Annotated in this window: 16 protein-coding genes; 7 read left to right on the top strand and 9 right to left on the bottom strand. The window is 65.7% G+C overall.

Features of this window, described 5'->3' with window-relative positions; genetic code table 11:
• Positions 1 to 17: 17 nt before the first annotated feature.
• The 3 genes from FOS14_RS13275 to FOS14_RS13265 all read right to left on the bottom strand — a co-directional run bounded on the left by FOS14_RS13275 (position 18) and on the right by FOS14_RS13265 (position 4,769).
• Positions 18 to 1,577, bottom strand: coding sequence for a glycosyltransferase family 87 protein (locus FOS14_RS13275; protein WP_143771308.1), 1,560 nt, complete (start codon positions 1,575 to 1,577; stop codon positions 18 to 20).
• Between the two features lie 70 nt (positions 1,578 to 1,647).
• Entirely contained in the window at positions 1,648 to 3,843 is a 2,196-nt protein-coding gene (locus FOS14_RS13270) for a transglycosylase domain-containing protein (RefSeq protein ID WP_143771307.1), read from the bottom strand.
• 497 nt (positions 3,844 to 4,340) lie between these two features.
• Positions 4,341 to 4,769, bottom strand: coding sequence for a DUF5318 domain-containing protein (locus FOS14_RS13265; protein WP_143771250.1), 429 nt, complete (start codon positions 4,767 to 4,769; stop codon positions 4,341 to 4,343).
• A gap of 116 nt (positions 4,770 to 4,885) precedes the next feature.
• Between FOS14_RS13265 and FOS14_RS13260 the strand changes: the two genes are divergently transcribed.
• The 4 genes from FOS14_RS13260 (at position 4,886) to FOS14_RS13245 (ending at position 8,344) form a co-directional block, all read left to right on the top strand.
• Positions 4,886 to 5,695 (top strand): DUF1707 domain-containing protein, encoded by an 810-nt coding sequence (locus tag FOS14_RS13260; RefSeq protein WP_143771249.1) that lies wholly within the window; start codon positions 4,886 to 4,888, stop codon positions 5,693 to 5,695.
• A 21-nt stretch (positions 5,696 to 5,716) separates the two neighbouring features.
• Complete coding sequence (locus FOS14_RS13255; RefSeq protein ID WP_185981757.1) at positions 5,717 to 6,532, top strand: DUF1707 domain-containing protein; 816 nt, start codon at positions 5,717 to 5,719, stop codon at positions 6,530 to 6,532.
• A 113-nt stretch (positions 6,533 to 6,645) separates the two neighbouring features.
• Positions 6,646 to 7,227 (top strand): PadR family transcriptional regulator, encoded by a 582-nt coding sequence (locus FOS14_RS13250; RefSeq protein ID WP_143771247.1) that lies wholly within the window; start codon positions 6,646 to 6,648, stop codon positions 7,225 to 7,227.
• Positions 7,220 to 8,344 carry an inositol-3-phosphate synthase gene (locus FOS14_RS13245; RefSeq protein ID WP_143771246.1) on the top strand — a complete coding sequence of 375 codons (1,125 nt, stop codon included), beginning with the start codon at positions 7,220 to 7,222 and terminating at the stop codon, positions 8,342 to 8,344. Before FOS14_RS13250 ends, FOS14_RS13245 begins: the two co-directional genes overlap by 8 nt.
• A gap of 185 nt (positions 8,345 to 8,529) precedes the next feature.
• Here FOS14_RS13245 and FOS14_RS13240 read toward each other — a convergent pair whose 3' ends face one another.
• From FOS14_RS13240 to FOS14_RS13225, 4 genes are all read right to left on the bottom strand, one after another.
• The gene (locus tag FOS14_RS13240) at positions 8,530 to 10,647 is read right to left on the bottom strand and encodes a transglycosylase domain-containing protein (protein WP_255450312.1); all 2,118 of its coding nucleotides are present in this window, start codon (positions 10,645 to 10,647) and stop codon (positions 8,530 to 8,532) included.
• Positions 10,648 to 10,737: 90 nt separating this feature from the next.
• On the bottom strand, positions 10,738 to 11,613 hold the full coding sequence (locus FOS14_RS13235; protein WP_185981763.1) for a carbohydrate ABC transporter permease: 876 nt from the start codon (positions 11,611 to 11,613) through the stop codon (positions 10,738 to 10,740).
• Entirely contained in the window at positions 11,613 to 12,626 is a 1,014-nt protein-coding gene (locus tag FOS14_RS13230) for a carbohydrate ABC transporter permease (protein ID WP_143771245.1), read from the bottom strand. The genes FOS14_RS13235 and FOS14_RS13230 overlap by 1 nt, the downstream gene beginning before the upstream one ends.
• Positions 12,623 to 13,888 (bottom strand): ABC transporter substrate-binding protein, encoded by a 1,266-nt coding sequence (locus FOS14_RS13225; RefSeq protein WP_143771244.1) that lies wholly within the window; start codon positions 13,886 to 13,888, stop codon positions 12,623 to 12,625. The genes FOS14_RS13230 and FOS14_RS13225 overlap by 4 nt, the downstream gene beginning before the upstream one ends.
• Before the next feature lie 105 nt (positions 13,889 to 13,993).
• Here FOS14_RS13225 and FOS14_RS13220 point away from each other — a divergent pair, with 105 nt between their 5' ends.
• Together FOS14_RS13220 and FOS14_RS13215 are read left to right on the top strand one after the other, a co-directional pair.
• Complete coding sequence (locus FOS14_RS13220) at positions 13,994 to 14,848, top strand: DUF2786 domain-containing protein (RefSeq protein WP_255450311.1); 855 nt, start codon at positions 13,994 to 13,996, stop codon at positions 14,846 to 14,848.
• Complete coding sequence (locus FOS14_RS13215) at positions 14,845 to 15,366, top strand: TIGR04338 family metallohydrolase (RefSeq protein ID WP_143771242.1); 522 nt, start codon at positions 14,845 to 14,847, stop codon at positions 15,364 to 15,366. Before FOS14_RS13220 ends, FOS14_RS13215 begins: the two co-directional genes overlap by 4 nt.
• A 3-nt stretch (positions 15,367 to 15,369) precedes the next feature.
• On the opposite strand, the gene FOS14_RS13210 is transcribed toward FOS14_RS13215, so the two are convergent.
• Together FOS14_RS13210 and FOS14_RS13205 are read right to left on the bottom strand one after the other, a co-directional pair.
• Entirely contained in the window at positions 15,370 to 15,744 is a 375-nt protein-coding gene (locus tag FOS14_RS13210; protein WP_143771241.1) for an STAS domain-containing protein, read from the bottom strand.
• 209 nt (positions 15,745 to 15,953) lie between these two features.
• Entirely contained in the window at positions 15,954 to 17,018 is a 1,065-nt protein-coding gene (locus tag FOS14_RS13205) for an ABC transporter ATP-binding protein (RefSeq protein ID WP_143771240.1), read from the bottom strand.
• 129 nt (positions 17,019 to 17,147) lie between these two features.
• On the opposite strand from FOS14_RS13205, the gene FOS14_RS13200 reads away from it, so the two are divergent.
• Positions 17,148 to 17,942 carry an LLM class F420-dependent oxidoreductase gene (locus FOS14_RS13200; RefSeq protein ID WP_143771239.1) on the top strand — a complete coding sequence of 265 codons (795 nt, stop codon included), beginning with the start codon at positions 17,148 to 17,150 and terminating at the stop codon, positions 17,940 to 17,942.
• Positions 17,943 to 17,993 lie beyond the last annotated feature (51 nt).

Below are 17,993 nucleotides of genomic sequence, written 5' to 3'. Positions count from 1 at the left end.
CTCATGTACCTGGCCGGTTACAAGACGGGCGCGGGCCGCAACCTTTCCGGAAGCCATCGCGGTGGCGCGTCGGGTGCGCCGTCGAGCACTCCGCCGACCGGATCATCGGTGCCGTCTTCGCGGACGAGGTCGGTGTCCGGGCGATAGATCTGCCGGATCACGAGCGCGCAGAGCGCGACCACGGCCAGGTCTCGCACCAGCACGGTTGCGGTGAACCACTGCTCGGGCAGGCCCTTGTTGCTGACGCCCAGGTAGTAATACATCCGCGGGACCCAGACCAGCGCGTCGATTGTCATCCAGGCCAACAGAATTCGTCGTTGTGGTATGGCCAACACCGCGAGCGGGACCAGCCACAGCGAGTATTGCGGACTCCACACTTTGTTGGTCAGCAAGAAGCCCGCGACCAGCAGGAAGCACAACTGCATCACCCGCGGCCGCTGCGGCGCGGTCAGCGCGAGGTAGGCGACACCGAGACAGACCGCGACGAACAACGCCAGCGACACCGCATTGAGAATGACCGGTTTGTCCGACGCCGCGAGGTTGCCGTCGAATCCCGGCCAGCCGGTGAAGGACGAGATGACGTTGTATATCGAGTCCGGGTCTGCGTGTCGGTCGGTGTTGAGCCGGAAGAACTCCGACCAGCCCGCCGGATACAACAGCGCAATCGGTGCGTTGACGGCCACCCAGGCCACCACCGCGCCGATAAACGTCGACAACCAGGTCTTGACGCGATCGGCCCGCACACACAGCACCAACAGCGGGCCGAGCAACAGCAGCGGATAGAACTTGGTGGCACCGCCCAGGCCCAGCAGAACGCCGGCTAACAGCGGCCGCCTGCGCGCCCAGGCCAACAGCCCGGCGGCGGCAAAACCGGTGGCCAGCGCGTCGAAGTTGGTGAAGATGTGCACGATCACCAGCGGTGAACAGGCGATCAGCGCGGCGTCCCACACCCGCCGGCCCGCCAGCATGGAACTGGCCCATACGGTCACCAGCCACGCCATGGCCAACCCGAGGGCCACGACGTTGAAATAGACCGCCACCTGCAGCCCGCCCGGCAACCACGGCGCAGCTGACCACGCCTTCTGAATCCGCATTGCCACGTACTGGTAGAGCCCTGACAGCACCGGATATTCCATGTACCGGGTCTGCGGGACACCGTCGGCGTTGGACTCCACCCAGGACTTCTTGTACGGGAACGCACCCTGATTGAGGCGTTCGGCGCCGTACAGCGGGACGGTGTCCGAATAGCACATGGCGACGTACTGCCGGCTGCCCGCCCAGTCCAGTCCGACGGCGCCGTCGGGTCCGATGGGTGCCTGCTGGATGCAGGCCGCCTTGCCGAACCAGCCCAGTGCCATGAATACGACCGCGAAAGCCAACATCACCCGCACGGGCGTAAAGAACCGGGACCGGCCGACGACGGCATGGTCGCCGATCGGGCCACCGATCACACTCGACAGCGCGTTCGTCAGCCGGTCGGTGCGGCTGGGCAGGTCGCGCCAGTCGGCCGAACGCTGGTCGACCACAACCTCGCGGGGTTCCGATCCGGTAGGCGCGACGAAGCGTGGCTCGACCACTGCGGCTTTGGCAGGTGGCCCAGCCACGGCAGAGCCGTTCGTTGCCGATTCGTCGCGCACTACTCGAACGCTACCGCCCTACGCCCACGCCGTTCGGCGCGACGCCATTCGGCGCGGCACCACCGCCGGCGCCGGGACCAGTTCCGCCGCCATTGGGCGACGGCCCGCCACCGGCACCGGTTTGCGATCCATTGTCGGTGCCGCCTCCGCCGCCCTGCGACGGTGACTCCTGCTGTATCCCGGGAACCGGGATTGTGATGCCCGGCAGGATCTGCACCTGCGACGGCGTGATCACCACGGGCGGCGGGCCGGAGTCCTCGGTCGGGCTCGGCTTGGCCACGGTCGTCTTCGGACTGGCGGTGGTAGGTCCGGTGTAGTCCGGGACCCCGGCCTGCCCGCCGATCGCCGCAGGCTTGGGGAAGTACTCGACGTCGGTGCCCTTCAGCGCCCCGTCCATCGTCGACTTCCAGATGTCAGCCGGCAGCCCGGCGCCATAGATTTCGCCGCCGTACGAGTTGACCAGCGGAATGCCCTGTTCGGTGCCCACCCACACCGCGGTCGACAGCGACGGCGTGAAGCCGATCATCCATGCGTCCTTGTTGGAGTCAGTGTCACCGAGCTGGGTGGTGCCGGTCTTCGACGCCGACGGGCGGCCACCGGCCAGATTGTGACCGTTGGAATAGGCGGCGATCGGCTCCATCGCGGAAATCACGTTGTCCACGACGTCCTTGTCGATGCGCTGCTCCCCGGACGGATTGCCGCGATCGAGCAGCACGGTGCCGTCGGCGTTGACCACCTTCTGCACGAAGTACGGCTGGTGGTAGACGCCCTCGGCCGCGAAGGTCGCGTACGCCGACGCCATGTCGATCGGGCGCACCTGGTACTGGCCGAGCACGATGCCGTCGTTGGGTCCGGCGCCATTCGGTTCGGTGAGGGACTTACCGACTCCGGGGATGTCTTCCGGGATGCCGGCCTTGTGCGCCATGTCGGCGATCTGCTGCGGGCCGTCGTTACCGAGGCCCAGCTCCATGCGGTAGAAGCTGGTGTTCAGCGACATCTTCAGCGCCTGCGCAATGGTGCAGGTACCGCAGGACTCACCGCCGACGTTGGTGACGGTGATGCCGTGCACGGTCAGCGGAGCACTGCTGTACATCTTCGACAGCGGGATTCCCTTGGCGAGGTTGGCGGCGAGGCCGAAGACCTTGAACGTCGACCCTGTCTGCAACCCGGCCTGGGCGAAGTCGTAACCGTGGCCGTTGTCGCCGCCGTAGTAGGCCCGCACCGCACCTGTGTGCGGATCGACGGACACGACGGCGGTTCGGAGGTCGTTGCCCTCGCCGTCCATGTTTGCCTTGACGGCCTTCTCGGCCGCGGCCTGCGCGGTGGGATCGATGGTCGTGGTGATGCTCAGACCCTCGGTATTCAGTTCCTGCTCGCTGATCCCTGCGGCCGACAGTTCCTTGAGGACCTGCGCCTTAATAAGCCCGGCCGGACCGTTGTCCTGGTCGTCCCCGTTTTGGGGCGTCGCAGGCAGGACTTGTGGGAACTGGATTGTCGCGCGCTCGGACTTGGACAGCGTGCCCATGCTGACCATTCCGTCGAGAACATAGTTCCAGCGCGCTTTCGCACCGGTCGGGTTGGTCTCCGGATCCAGACCGGACGGCTGCTGAATCAGCGCCGCGAGCACCGCGCCCTCGGAAACATCGAGCTGATTGACCGGCTTGCCGAAATACGCCTTGGACGCCGCGCCGATGCCGTATGCGCCGCGACCGAAGTAGATCGTGTTGAGGTAGGCCTGCAGAATGTCGTCCTTGCTCCACTCGCGGGTCATCTTTGTGGAGACGACGAGTTCATGCAGCTTGCGGATGATCGAGTGCTGCGAGCCGACCAGCGCGTTCTTGACGTACTGCTGGGTGATGGTCGAGCCACCACCCGCGTCCGCGCGCCCGAGCACGTTGTCGCGCAAAGCGCGGCCAAAACCAGTGATCGAGAAGCCTGGGTTGCTGTAGAAATCGCGGTCCTCCGCGGCGAGCACCGCGTTGCGCACGTGTGCCGGCACATCCGACAGCGCGACATCGGTGCGGTTGCCCTGCGGCGGAATGACCTTGGACAGCACGGTCTTGCCGTCGGAGTCGTAAATGGTCGCGACTTGGTTGGTCTTCATGTCGCCCGGCTTGGGAACGTCCACCACCAGGTAGGCAACGAAGAAGGCCACCAGGGGAACTACCAGAAAAATGGCGATCAGTGCGTACAGCGTCCGGCGGATGGCCTTCCAGTTCGGCCCCCGGCGCTTGCCGCCGGAGCCACCGGACCCGTGGCCGCCCGAGCCGCCCGTGGGCGGCGGTCCACCGGGACCGGTCGGTCCGCCGGGTGCCCGGCCACTCGGACCGTCAGGCCCAGCCGGCGGTCGCGAGCCCGCTGCACCAATGGGAGCGATCCGTGGCTCACGCGCCGGCGGCACGCCTGGACGCCGGATCTGCTGAGTGGGCGCGTCGTCGCCCGACGGCCGACGCGGCGGGAGCCCGCCACCACTGCCGCCCCAATTCGGTGGCGGCACCGGACGCCCACCTGGCGCCCCGGCTGGTCGGTTGGGGTTGCGGGCGGGTCCGTTCGGGCGATCACCTGGTGGCGGGTTGTAGGGGTTGGTCACTGGCAAATCTCCCGGTGTAGACAGTGGAGCATTTCTCTCGGGCCGAAACACAGGTGAGCGCTTCGGCGCGGTCGGTCAGGACATGGCTGATGAGCGCGTTCGTCGGTGGAGCGCTATTCGGTCGCGGTGCGGCGGCTGGGCGTGCGGCTGCCCGAAGACCGCCGCGAACGCTTGGTGGAGGGCACCATACCGAGCACGTACGACTGAACCAAATGGTTCCAACTGCAGGTCCGGCACACCTCGACGACATGCACCGAGAATTCCTCCCGTGCCGCTGCCAGTCGTACCAGCTCCTCGGCGGTACGCGCCGAACCCGACACTGGACCGAGCGTGTCACCGAACACCCACGAAACGAGCGTGAGTTGTTCCTTGCGGCAGATCGGGCACATCACCTTGCTGGGCTTGCCGTGGAACTTGGCGGCACGCAAGAGGTAAGGGCTGGCGTCACACACTTCGGAAACGCCGGTGCGTCCCGCGTACACCTCGGCAAGCAGCGAACGGCGCTGAAGCGCGTAGTCCACCACCTGCCGCTGTATTCGCACGCAAACCAGAGTACGTGCGGAGAAGCGGGAATTGACCCCGCACACCCAAAAGTGTGACGACGACGAGACGCCACAAGGCAATATCGCTGTGCGCTTTACGAACCTATGATTCTTCGGTGGCGACCCGTTTCCCCGACGGCCTACGGGTAATACGACGCAGCCCTGCGACAATGCGGGCGCGCGACAGCGATCGCTCCGACGCGTGCGGGGTCCTGGACGCCAGCCTGGCTGATGGTCAACTGACCCAAGCCGAGCACGACGCGCGAGTTGCGTCCGCCATGCATGCCGTCACCATGCAGGATCTGCACGGCCTGCTCGACGACCTCCAGATACAGCCCGGCGACGCTCCGCTGCGGTTGCCGGCGCAGCCGACGGGCGGTCGCGGCTGGCTACTCCTCGCTGCCGTGGTCGTGGCAACCGTCCTGGTAGTCACGGTCTCGGTCCGGTCGTGCAGCGGCGGATCTTCGAGCGGTTCGAACGCCGCGAACTACCTGTCGCTGAGCGGTTTGCAGACTTTGGTCCGCGCCGCACAGGACCATTTCGGCACGGCGACCGTGGATCAGCTGGTGGTCTACCCGACGTATGCGGTGTTCCAGCGCGCCGACCCGGCGGCTCCCCGGCGCTCGTTGAGCTACTACTTCAACGGCGACTGGAAGGATCCAACGAATGCCGGCACCCGCGACCCGCGCACTGTGCCGATCGACCTGGCCCGCGCGAATCTGCCCACCTGGGCGGGATTGATCGAAGGCGCGGGCGAGAGTCTGAACCTGAGCCAGATAGACACGATCTATTTCATCGTCGATTCGAGCGGCAAGTTCGGCGCGTTGTCCGTGCATGCGAGCAACGAACTAGGCGAGTCGGGCTACCTTTCCGCCGATCTCGATGGCAAGTTTGCCGCGGTCTACCCGTTCGATCCAGCCAAGTAGATTGCGCGTCGAGGAGGACTTGTGGGGGTCGCACGATTACGCGCCCGGGATGTCGATCGGGTCGCGGCCGTGTCCAAGCTGGACGCGGCATACGCCGACGGCCAACTCAGCCCAGCGGAGCACGGCGATCGGGTGGTGGCCGCGAATGCCGCAAAGACGCTCGGCGAACTCGACGGGCTGCTTGCCGATCTTCAGCTCGAGCCCGAATTCCGCGACCCGCCGATTCGTCCGGCAGTCGTAGCCACTCGATCCTGGCTGCCGGGCGCGGTTGCGCTGGCGCTGCTGCTCGCGCTTACGGGCGTCGGATGCTGGTTCGTCGCGTCCGGCAGTGAGGCTGGCGGTGCCCAGGTTCCGTCCAGCCAGCCGGCGGTGACGCCCATCGTCGCGCCGGTCGTCGACTTCAATACGGTCGCGGGTCTGCAGTCATTCCGTGACCAGTACCGCGCGCGCTTCGGCGATACCCAGGCCGACAGCGCGGTGTTCTACCCAGCGTTCGGCGCCCGGTACGCGGCGGTCGTTCGCATGGATGATCGCCCCGATCGCGCCATCGACTACTCCTACCGCGGGGGCTTTTCTCCGGGGAGCGTGTCCGACCGCGACCCCGCGACAGTTTCGTTCGATCTCGATGCAATGAACCTGCCGGCGCTGGTGAAGCTGATGACGACCATCAGCGGATTGGTCGAGGTTCCCGACGCCGCGATCAGTCACATCATGGTCGACACCACGTCCGGTGCGCCGACGATCCGGATTTACGCGGCGAACAGCGTTGGACGCGGCGGATTTGTGGAGACATCACTCGCCGGCGTGATCAGCCGCGCCGTGCCCTACCGGCGCTGAGCATCTCGTCACGTTGTATCGGGCCGAACTGTACGAAACTATATCGGCGCGATATAGTTGGGCATCGCATCAATCGGTTAGATCTGAGCGCACAACCAGGAGGTGACAGCCCGGTGCTCGAACTGGCGATCCTCGGGCTGCTCCTGGAGTCGCCCATGCATGGCTACGAGCTGCGTAAGCGGCTCACCGGCCTGCTGGGGGCCTTCCGTGCTTTCTCGTATGGATCGCTGTACCCGACGCTGCGTCGCATGCAGGCCGACGGGTTGATCGCCGAGGAGGTGCCCGCCGGATCCATTCGACGGGCGCGCCGCGTCTACGAACTGACACCTAAAGGCAAGCAGCGTTTCGCCGAGTTGGTCGCAGACACCGGACCGCAGAACTACACCGATGACGGCTTCGGCGTTCATCTCGCCTTCTTCAGCCGCACCCCCGCGGAAGCGCGGATGCGGATCCTCGAGGGCAGACGTCGCCAGGTCGAAGAGCGCCGGGAGGGGCTACGGGAGGCGATCAGTCGCGCCAGCGGCTCGTTCGACCGCTACACCCGTCAACTCCATCAACTCGGTCTCGAATCCAGCGAGCGCGAAGTGCGCTGGCTCAACGAACTCATCGCCGCCGAGCGTTCCACCGCCGAGGCGAGCAGTAGAGCAGCGCAGAAGACAGCACCACAAGTAGAAGGAGAACCCGACCATGGGTGACAACACAGTATCGACGGGGCGTTCCGCAGGCTCCACGCCCTCTGTGCGCGTGGCCATTGTGGGCGTGGGTAACTGCGCCTCATCCTTGGTCCAGGGCGTGCAGTACTACAAGGATGCAGACGAGACCGCGTCGGTCCCCGGCTTGATGCACGTCAAGTTCGGTGACTACCACGTGCGCGACGTGAAGTTCGTCGCCGCCTTCGACGTCGACGCGAAGAAGGTGGGCTTCGACCTGTCCGAGGCCATCCTCGCGAGCGAGAACAACACCATCAAGATCACCGACGTGCCGCCGCTGGACGTTCCGGTGCTGCGCGGTCCGACGCTCGACGGCATCGGCAAGTACTACGCGCAGACCATCGAGCTGTCCGACGGCGAGCCAGTCGACGTGGTGCAGGCCCTGAAGGACGCCAAAGTCGACGTGCTGGTGTCGTACCTGCCGGTGGGTTCGGAAGAAGCTGACAAGTTCTACGCCCAGTGCGCGATCGACGCGGGCGTCGCCTTCGTCAACGCGTTGCCGGTGTTCATCGCCAGCGACCCGGTGTGGGCGGAGAAGTTCAAGTCCGCCGGCATCCCGATCGTCGGCGACGACATCAAGTCGCAGGTCGGCGCCACCATCACCCACCGCGTGATGGCCAAGCTCTTCGAAGACCGCGGCGTGGTGCTCGACCGCACCTACCAGCTCAACGTCGGCGGCAACATGGACTTCAAGAACATGCTCGAGCGTGAGCGGTTGGAGTCCAAGAAGGTGTCCAAGACTCAGGCCGTCACCTCCAACCTCGAGGGCCCGCTGTCGGGCAAGGTACACGACCGCAACGTGCACATCGGCCCGTCGGACTACGTCGAGTGGCTCGACGACCGCAAGTGGGCGTACGTCCGCCTCGAGGGTCGCGCGTTCGGTGACGTGCCGCTGAACCTGGAGTACAAGCTCGAGGTGTGGGACTCGCCGAACTCGGCGGGCATCATCATCGACGCGGTGCGCGCCGCGAAGATCGCGCTCGACCGCGGCATCGGCGGTCCGGTCTACCCGGCTTCGGCGTACCTGATGAAGTCGCCGCCGGTGCAGATGGCCGACGACAAGGCCCGTGCCGAGCTTGAGGCGTTCATCGTCGAGGCCTGATAGCAGTTGTCGAAAGGCCCGCCGGCCAGGTGTCGGCGGGCCTTCTGCTGTCCCGGGGGCGTTCGCAGCGTTCGCAGTTTGTTCCCCTATTTCGCGGAAGCAGGGGACCACTACTTGCGTCAGCGTGCAGTAGGGGACCCCTGCTTCCGCGGTGGAAGTCCGGCTAAGCGGAAGCTGGCCTCGGCTCAGCCCGGCAGTGGGATCGTGATCCCCGGCAGGATTTCCACCTGCCGCAACGGCGGCAACCGGGGTGGCGGCGGCAGCTGAATCTGCAGCTGCGGCATGGGCGCCGGAGCGGGCGCCGGTGCATCGTCTGCGTTGGTGTTCGCTGGACCGGAAGGGCCGGAGTACGACGGAACGCCAGCCTGCCCGCCGATCGGATCGGGCCACGGGAAGTTTTCGAAGTCGGTGCCCTTCAGCGACGCGTCCATCGTCTTCTTCCAGATGTCCGACGGCAGGCCCGAGCCGTAGATCATCGCGCCGTTGGCGTTGGTGATCGACTGCGCCTTCTCGGTCCCCACCCACACCGCAGTGGCCAACGATGGTGTGTAGCCGACCATCCAGGCGTCCTTGTTCAACCCGGTATCGCCAAGCTGCGTGGTGCCCGTTTTGGCGGCGGACGGCCGCCCGCCGGCCAGACCGTGGCCGCGCGAATATGACGCGATCGGGATCATCGCCTGAGTCACATTTTCGGCGACCGCTGGCTTGATCCGTTGCTCGCCGGGATCGGCGGGCCGATCGAACAGCACGGTGCCATCGGCTTTGACGACGCGCTGGATGAAGTGCGGAGCGTGGTACATCCCGTTGGCGGCGAGAGTGGCATACGCGGAGGCCATGTCGATGGGCCGAACCAGGTACTGCCCGAGAACAATTCCGTTCTCCGGCGGACCACCGTTCTCGCTCAGGCTCTTGCCGGGCACGCCAGGGATGGACTCCGGAATTCCTGCAGCGTGCGCGGCATCGGCGATTTTCTGGGCACCGTGCTTCATCGACAACTCGAGCCGATAGAAGCTCGTGTTGAGCGACTGCTTCAGTGCCTGTGCAATCGTGCATGTCCCGCACGACTCGCCCTCGACGTTGGTGATATTCACATTTCCAACGGTCAGCGGTGCGCTGCTGTACATCGCGGACAGTGGAATGCCGTCGTTCAACGCCGCGGCCAAGCCGAACACCTTGAAAGCCGAGCCGGTTTGCAGCGGCGCCTGCGCGAAGTCGAACCCGGCGCCGTCCGCGCCGCCGTAATAGCCGCGCACCGCGCCGGTTCGTGGGTCGATCGACACCACCGCGGTGCGCAATTCGCCGGGCTCGCCGTCCATCACGTTGTTCACCGCGTCGACCGCCGCCTGCTGCGTCTTCGGGTCGATGGTGGTGGTGATCTGTAATCCGCCGGTATTCAGATCGTCCTCGCTGACGCCTATCGCGGCCAACTCACGCACCACCTGCGTGCGGATCAGCCCTTCAGGCCCATGACTGGCCCCGTTGTCGGCCACCTGATTGAGCGGCACGATCGCCGGAAACGCCGTGGCGTGCCGATCAGCGCTGCTCAATGCGCCCATCTCGACCATGCCGTCCATGACGTAGTCCCAGCGGGCCCGCAACTGGGGAAGATGGGTATCCGGGTCCAGTCCCGACGGACTGCGGATCACCGCCGCCAGCACCGCGCCTTCGGCGACGCTCAGGGCCTCGACCGGTTTGTTGAAGTACGCCTTCGATGCGGCGGCGATGCCGTACGCGCCGCGGCCGAAGTAGATGGTGTTGAGGTAGGCCTCGAGGATGTCGTCCTTGCTCCATTCGCGCGCCATCTTCGCCGAGATCACCAGCTCGTCCCACTTGCGCGCGATGGTGCGCTGCGACCCGACCAGCGCGTTCTTCACGTATTGCTGGGTGATCGTCGAACCGCCACCCGCGCTGTCGCGGCCCAAAATGTTGTCGCGCGCGGCCCGGAGGAAGCCGGTGACCGAGAACCCGGGGTTGGAGTAGAAGTTGCGGTCCTCGGCCGAAAGCACCGCGTCCCGCACATGTTTCGGCGCCGCCGAGAGCGGCACCTCGGTGCGGTTGCCGTCGGGCGGAACCACTTTGCTCAGCACCGTTTTGCCGTCTGCCGCGACGATGGTGGCTACCTGATTGGTGCGCATGTCCGCCGGCTCCGGCACATCTGTGCGCGCGTAGCTGATGACGAACCACACCAGCGGCACCACGATGACTATTGCCAGCAGCCATGCGCAGACGCGCAGAACACGCCGACCAGCCGATCGCTTCGATGTCGCCGATCTAGCAGTTGCCGCGTGGCGATGCTCGCTCACGATGTGTGCCGCCTCCGATTGCCCCGGGAATCGGGCGAAAAATTGCCGCTCGCCACCCTAGCCGCAGACGCACATGGTCGGCCAGTCCGCTCAGCTCTTGACGCCGCCCGCGGTCAGGCCGGAAATGATGCGCCGCTGGAAGATCAGCACCATGACCACGAGCGGCACGGTCACGATCGTTCCGGCTGCCATGATCGCCGTGTACGGCTCCACGTGCGGGTCATTCCCGGAGAAGCGTGCGATGGCGACCGTCACCGGCTCGGTCGCATCGCTGGAGAGCAATCGGGCGAGCAGGTATTCGTTGACGGCCGCGATGAACGCGAGAATCGCGGTGGTGAACACCGCCGGCGCGGCCAGCGGGAGCATCACCAACCGGAAGGCCTGGAATCGGTTGGCGCCGTCGATCCGCGCCGCCTCCTCCAGCTCCCATGGCAACTCGCTGAAGAACGACGCCAGGATGTACACCGTCATCGGCAACACGAACGAAATGTTGGGGATGATCATCGCCTGGTAGTGGCCGATCCAGCCGATGTTGGTGAACAGCTGGAACAACGGGGTCACCAACGCGACCACCGGGAACATCGACGCGCCCAGAATGATCCCAGCCACCAGGTAGCGGCCCGTGAACATGACCCGAGCGAGCGCGTAGGCGGCGAACACGCCCAGCACGACCGCGATCAGGGTCGTCGCGCCGCCGATGATCAGGCTGTTGATCAGCGCCTGGCCAAAGTGGTTGCCGCGACTGGTGTCGAACGCATTGACGAAGTTCGTCAGTGTCACGTGCGTCGGCCACGGGGTGGTGTCGAACGTGTAGGCAGGATCGCGGAATGCGGTGACCGCCATCCAGTAAAACGGCGCCAGCCCCCAGATCAAGATGATCAGCACGCCGACGTACACGCGCAGGGAGCCGATGCGGAAGCGTTGGCGCTTGATGACGACAGGTGCCTCGGGAGCGCGGTGAGCCATCATCGCGCCTCCCGCTGAGCTTCCTGGGTTCGCACCGCATTCGCACCCAAGAACTTCACCAGCACAAACGCCACCAGGAAGATCATCACAAAGGTGATCGTGGACAGGGCCGCCGCGCTGTTCGCCCCCTGCCGAATCTGATCCACCACCAGAATCGACACCGTCCTTGTGGCGCCATTGTCGAGGGTCAGGATCGCGGGCAGGTCGTACATGCGCAGCGCGTCCATGGTCCGGAACAGGATCGCTACCAGCAGCGCGGGCTTTACCAGCGGCAAGGTGATGTGCACGAATCGCTGCCAGGCAGAAGCGCCGTCCACCCGCGCCGCCTCATAGACGTCCTCGGGAATCATCTGCAACCCCGCCAGAATCAGCAGTGCCATGAACGGCGTGGTCTTCCAGACATCGGCGATGATCACCGCAAAGCGTGCCGGCCAGGCATCCGACGTCCACAAAATGTGCGTGCCGAACACCCGGTTCACCACGCCGTCGTAGGCGAACATGAAGGCCCAGAGCTTCGCCGTGACAGCGGTCGGAATCGCCCACGGGATCAGCACCGCCGCGCGCAGCAGCGCCCGGCCCTTGAAGGTCTTGCCCATCACCACGGCCATGCCCAGGCCGATGGTCGCCTCCAATGCCACGGTGACGACGGTGAAAAACAACGTCACCCCGACCGCGCCCCAGAACTGCGAGCCGAGCGTGCCGGGCGGACAGGCGTCCAGCGCCCCGCCGGGCGCCGGGCACTGTTGCAGCAACCAATGGGTGTAATTGGAAAACCCGGCCGACCCCCCGGCGGTGAACATGCCGGTCGTCGGGTCGAGCCCGGCGTCCTTGGTGAACGACATCCACAGCGCGCGCAACACCGGGTAACCGATGACCACGGCCAGCGCGATCAGCACCGGGGTGATCAGCAGCCAGGCGTGCACACTGCGCAGGCCGCGCCGTTTCGGCGGTCGTGACTCCCCGCCGCCGAGACTGGCTGCCGAGAGCTCGGCCGTTTTCGTGTCCGTCGTCATGACCCCGCGGACGCGATCCCTTGCTGCATGTCGGAAATCGCCTGGTCTACCGACTTGTCACCCTTGAGCGCCGCGTAGGCGTTGTCCTGGATCGCCTTGGACACGGCGGGGTAGAACGGGGTCACCGGCCGCGGTACCGCGTGCTCGATGGACTCCTTCAGCGTCGGCAGGTAAGGCATCTTGGCGTCCAACGCCGGGTCGTCGTACAGCGACCCCATCGTTGGCGGCAGTGCGCCGTCGGCGATGATCCGCTGAGCCTGCTCACCGGTGATGAACCGCAGGAAGTCCATGGCGGTGGCCTTGTGCTTCGAGTAAACGTTGATGCCTACGTTGTAACCACCGAGGGTCGACGTACCGATGCCGTCCTTGCCGGGCAGCGGTGCCACCGCGTATTTGCCCTGCACCGCAGATCCGGCCTGGCCCGCGGTGCCGTAGACGTACGGCCAGTTGCGCAGGAACAACAACTGCCCGGACTGGAACGCCTGCTGGCTCTCCGGCTCCTTGTAGGTGATGGCCTGCTTGGGAATGTCGCCGTTCTTGTACGCGTCGACCAATGTCTGCAGGCCCTGCTTGGACTGCGCGGAGTTAACGGTTGGCGTGGTGCCGTCGCGGCCGACGAAGCTGCCGCCGAAGGCGTTGATCACCTCGGACACGTTGACCGTGAGGCCCTCGTAGGGCGCGAACTGTCCGGCGTAGCACCCGATGTTGTGCTCCTTCGCGATGGCGCAGTCCTTGAGCATGTCGGCCCACGTCGCCGGCGGGCTGGGCAGGAGGTCCTTGCGGTAGAACAGCAGCCCGCCGTTGGTGTTCTTCGGCGCCGCATACAGCGTGCCCTTGTAGGTGGCACTGTCCACCGTGGGCGCGAGCAGCTTGGACGTATCGAGGGAGAAGTTGCCCTTGAGCGGCTGCAGCCAGCCCTTGGCCGCGAATTCGGCTGTCCAGACGACGTCAAGCGCCATCACGTCGTAGTCGGATTCCTTGGCCTGCAGGTGCTGGACCAGGTCGTCGTGGGCTTGGCTGGCGTCGTTGGACTGCTCCTTGAACGTCACCTGCTCATTGGGGTGGCTCGCGTTCCACTGCCCGACGAGTTGCTTGACCACGCCGGTCTCGGTGGTGTCCTTGCCCTCGACGTAGGTGATCGGACCGCGCGCGTCCTGGTTCTGCGACATCGCATCGTTGCTGTTGCTGCTGCTCGAGCAGCCAGCTACCAGCAGTGCCGCGGTCGTTGCTACGACTAGTGGGACCAGCGATCTCAAGGGCATGCGACTCTCCAAGTGCGTGGGGGTTCCGCCAGGCAACTTACAGGGCCGTCGGCTTGACTGGGCGGAATGGCCGGTGTTGTCGGCGGCCCGACGTACCCTCGCACCGTGAGCAGCGACAAGGTGACCGGCCGCGCGGGCGGCGAAAAGCTCCTCGGCCGGATCGGCGGTCTCTTGCGGCAGGCCGAGTCGACCGACAACGAACACGAGGCCGAGGCCTTCCTCGCGGCCGCCCAACGGTTGGCCACGCAAGCCTCGATCGACCTGGCCGTGGCGCGTGCACACATCGTCAACCGGGAGCGTCGGCCGGTACCGACGCAGCGCATCATCAAGATCGGCGAGCCCGGCAAGAAGGGTCTCCGCACGTATGTGCAGCTGTTCCTCGCTATCTCTGCAGCCAATGACGTTCGCTGTGACGTCGCGCAGTCGTCCGCGCAGGTATATGCGTACGGCTTCGACACCGACATTGATGCCTGTGAGGCCCTTTACTCCAGCCTGATCGTGCAGATGGTTCGAGCGTCGGACGCCTACATCAAGTCGGGCAGTTATCGCAGCGCGACGGTGGAGAAGGTGGTGGTGGAACGGCGTGGTCACCGCCGGATCGCGCGGACTGTGCAGGCGCCGGTCGCCGGCGTCACCGCTCGATTGAACTTTCAGCTGGCCTTCGCGGCCCGGGTGGGCAAACGTCTCGGGGAGGTCCGGGCCCAAGCACAGGCGGAGGCGATCCGCGACGACAGCGCGCACGACAGCACGGCTGGCACCGCACTTGCGTTGCGAAACAAGGAAATCGAGCTCGTCGACTTTTACCGACAGACTTCGCAAGCTCGCGGCACGTGGCGTGGGGCGCAGGCGAGCGCCGGTTATTCGGTGCAGGCGCGGCGGGCGGGCGATCGGGCGGGTCGTGCCGCCCGCCTGGGAACGGCACCCGAATTAGGAACGGCGCGTGGGCAATTGCCCTCATGAATGCTGTTCGCGACAGTCAGCGTGCGCGCGTCTACGACGCTGATCAGTTGGTCCGCAATGCATTCGAACGGGCCGACACCACGGGCGTTAGACAGATCGAGGTGTTCGGTTCGCACCTCACCCTGCCCGTGGAGCGCAAGTTCGCCTCGATCGAATCCGTGCAGAGTTACGTGCAGAAGGTGCTCGCGCTCGGATGGATCCAACAGCAGTGGCCGCAGGCTTCGGTTCCGGTTGCCGTGCGGGCACGTGCCGGGCAGTCCGCCGCGCACTACGAGCGGACCGGAAACCGAGCAGTGATCGCCGTGCCGACGCACGTGGGCAGTCGGGCGTGGGCGCTGCGTGAACTCGTCGTGCTGCACGAGCTGGCGCACCATCTGCAATCCCCGGACGACGAGGAGGCCGCGCATGGGCCGCAGTTCTGCGGTCGCTATGTCGAGCTGGTGGACGGGGTGCTCGGCGCCGAGGCGGCGTTCCTGCTTCGCACGACGTTGGCGGAGTGTGGAGTCGCCCTTGGCTGAGGGTCAGCCAGCCGCGAGTTCCGCGAGCGCCTCGTCCGTGGTGGGGTACACGGCGAAGGTCTGATCGAGTCCGACGAGTTGCAGCGGTCGCCCAGTTGCCGGACCGTGCGCGACCACCGCGAAAGCTGTCGACGGGTCGACCCGCTGGTGGGCTGCGGCCAGGACCGACATCCCCGCCGATGCCAGAAAGGCGACTCTGGACAGGTCGATAACTATCGCGCGCGGCTCCTCCGCGAAGACCGCGTCCAGCGACTTCGTCAATCCGGGAGCGTTGGCCAAATCGAGGTCACCTTGGACGGCCACCAGTGCCAACCTGTCCTGCCATTCGACGCGAACGGCGAACGGTTGGGATCCCAAAGCGAACTGATCGATGGTCATGACGCGAGGACCTCCCTGAGCATCGCAGCGCCATAGGCGCGAGGAGCGGAGGGGAGGTCCGCAGCGTGAGTCGCCGGCGCGAGGACCTCCCTGAGCATCGCAGCGAAGTGAGGAGCGGAGGGGAGGTCCGCAGCGTGAATCACTGTCATGACGTTTAAATCTATGCGGCAATTCGCCCGCGCGCACCCGAGCCGACCCAGCGGTGCCCGTCACCCGGATAGTCGACGCCCGTCGTCGGCCGCGAAAAAGTGCAGTTGGGACCGCTCAGCCTGCAGTCGTACCCGGGATCCCTTGGCCGGCGGGTTGCGCCAGTCCGCACGCGCAACCAGCGTCACATCGTCGCCCCCGCGCCCGTAGATGTAGGCGTCGGAGCCGAGCTCTTCGACCACGTCGACTTCTATTTCCAGGCCCTCGGCCCCGATTTCCAGATGTTCGGGGCGGATGCCCACCACCACGGATTCACCGGCCGCGGCGGCGACAGCGGACGGCAGCGATATGCGCCAATCGCCGATCGTGACCTCGCCCGCCGAGACCGGCAAGGTGAGCAGGTTCATGGCCGGCGAACCCATGAATCCGGCGACAAAGACGTTGGCCGGCTCGGCATAGAGCTGGCGCGGCGACGCGCACTGCTGCAGGACGCCGTCGCGCAGCACCGCCACCCGGTCGCCCATGGTCATGGCCTCGACCTGGTCGTGGGTGACGTAGACGGTGGTGGTTCCCAGGCGCCGCTGCAACTGGGCGATCTGCGTTCGCGTCTGGACCCGCAGTTTCGCGTCGAGGTTGGACAGTGGTTCGTCCATCAGGAACACCTGCGGTTGGCGCACGATCGCCCGGCCCATGGCCACTCGTTGCCGTTGGCCGCCGGACAGCGCCTTGGGCTTGCGGTCGAGGTAGTCGGTGAGATCGAGCAGTTTGGCGGCCTCACCCACGCGTTCGGCGATCTCGGTTTTGCTCTTGCCGGCCAATTTCAGCGCGAATCCCATGTTCTGCGCGACCGTCATGTGCGGGTAGAGCGCGTAGTTCTGGAACACCATCGCGATGTCGCGGTCCTTGGGATCCGCGCTAGTCACGTCACGATCGCCGATCAGGATGCGCCCGCCGTTGACGTCCTCGAGCCCGGCCAGCATGCGCAGCGAAGTGGACTTGCCGCATCCCGACGGCCCGACCAGCACCAGAAACTCGCCGTCTTCGATGTGCAGCTCGAGCTGGTCGACAGCCGGTGTCTTCGCCCCGGGGAACAGGCGAGTCGCGCGATCGAAGGTCACTGCGGCCATGGCTGGAATCCCTTCACCGGCGCCGTGGCACCGGAGATTCGTAAACGGTTCGCCTGGCAGTATGGCCGATCGTTCGGCGCTCGGTAGCCTCGGTTGCATCACCGGTCGCCGCGAAAGGAGCAGATCCACATGTCGCGTCCCATTCGAGTTGGTGTCCAACTTCAACCGCAGCACGCACCGAAGTACGGCCTGATCCGCGACGCGGTGCTACGGGCCGAGGAGGCGGGCGTCGACATCGTCTTCAACTGGGATCACTTCTATCCGCTTACCGGCGATGCCGACGGTGCCCACTTCGAATGCTGGACCATGCTGGGTGCATTCGCCGAACAGACTGAGCGGGTAGAGATCGGCGCGCTGGTCACCGGTGGTGGCTACCGCAACCCCGATTTGCTGGCGGACATGGCCCGCACGGTCGACCACATCAGCGACGGCCGGCTGATTCTCGGCATCGGCGCGGGCTGGTTCCAGAAGGACTACGACAACTATGGCTACGAATTCGGTACGCCTGGTACCCGATTGGCGCTGCTGAAGGAGAACCTGGCACGCATCGACGCGCGCTTGCACAAGCTGAACCCGCAGCCGGTACGACGGATTCCGATCCTGATCGGCGGGGGCGGCGAGCGTAAGACGCTGCGTCTTGTCGCCGAATACGCCGATACCTGGCACAGCTTTGCGAATCTCGAGGCTCTCGCCCACAAGTCCGACGTGTTGGCCGAGCACTGCGCGGCGGTAGGGCGCGACCCGAACCGGATCGAGCGCTCGGTGCCGTGGCCGGGCGCGGCGAAAGCACAGACGTTTGTCGACGCGGGAGTTTCGCTGTTCACCGTCGGCATCAGCGGGCCCGATTACCCGATGGAGAAGGTGATCGACGCCGTGCAGTGGCGCGACGAACACAATCCCGAGGCATTGACCGGGCTGGCGTAGAAAGTCGCTTTCGCTAAGCAAACTAATTGATTGATTACGATTTCGACCTGT

The organism is Skermania sp. ID1734, from assembly GCF_007489285.1.
In the GTDB taxonomy this organism is placed as follows: Bacteria; Actinomycetota; Actinomycetes; order Mycobacteriales; family Mycobacteriaceae; genus ID1734.
This window is presented reverse-complemented; position numbering and strand designations above follow the sequence as displayed.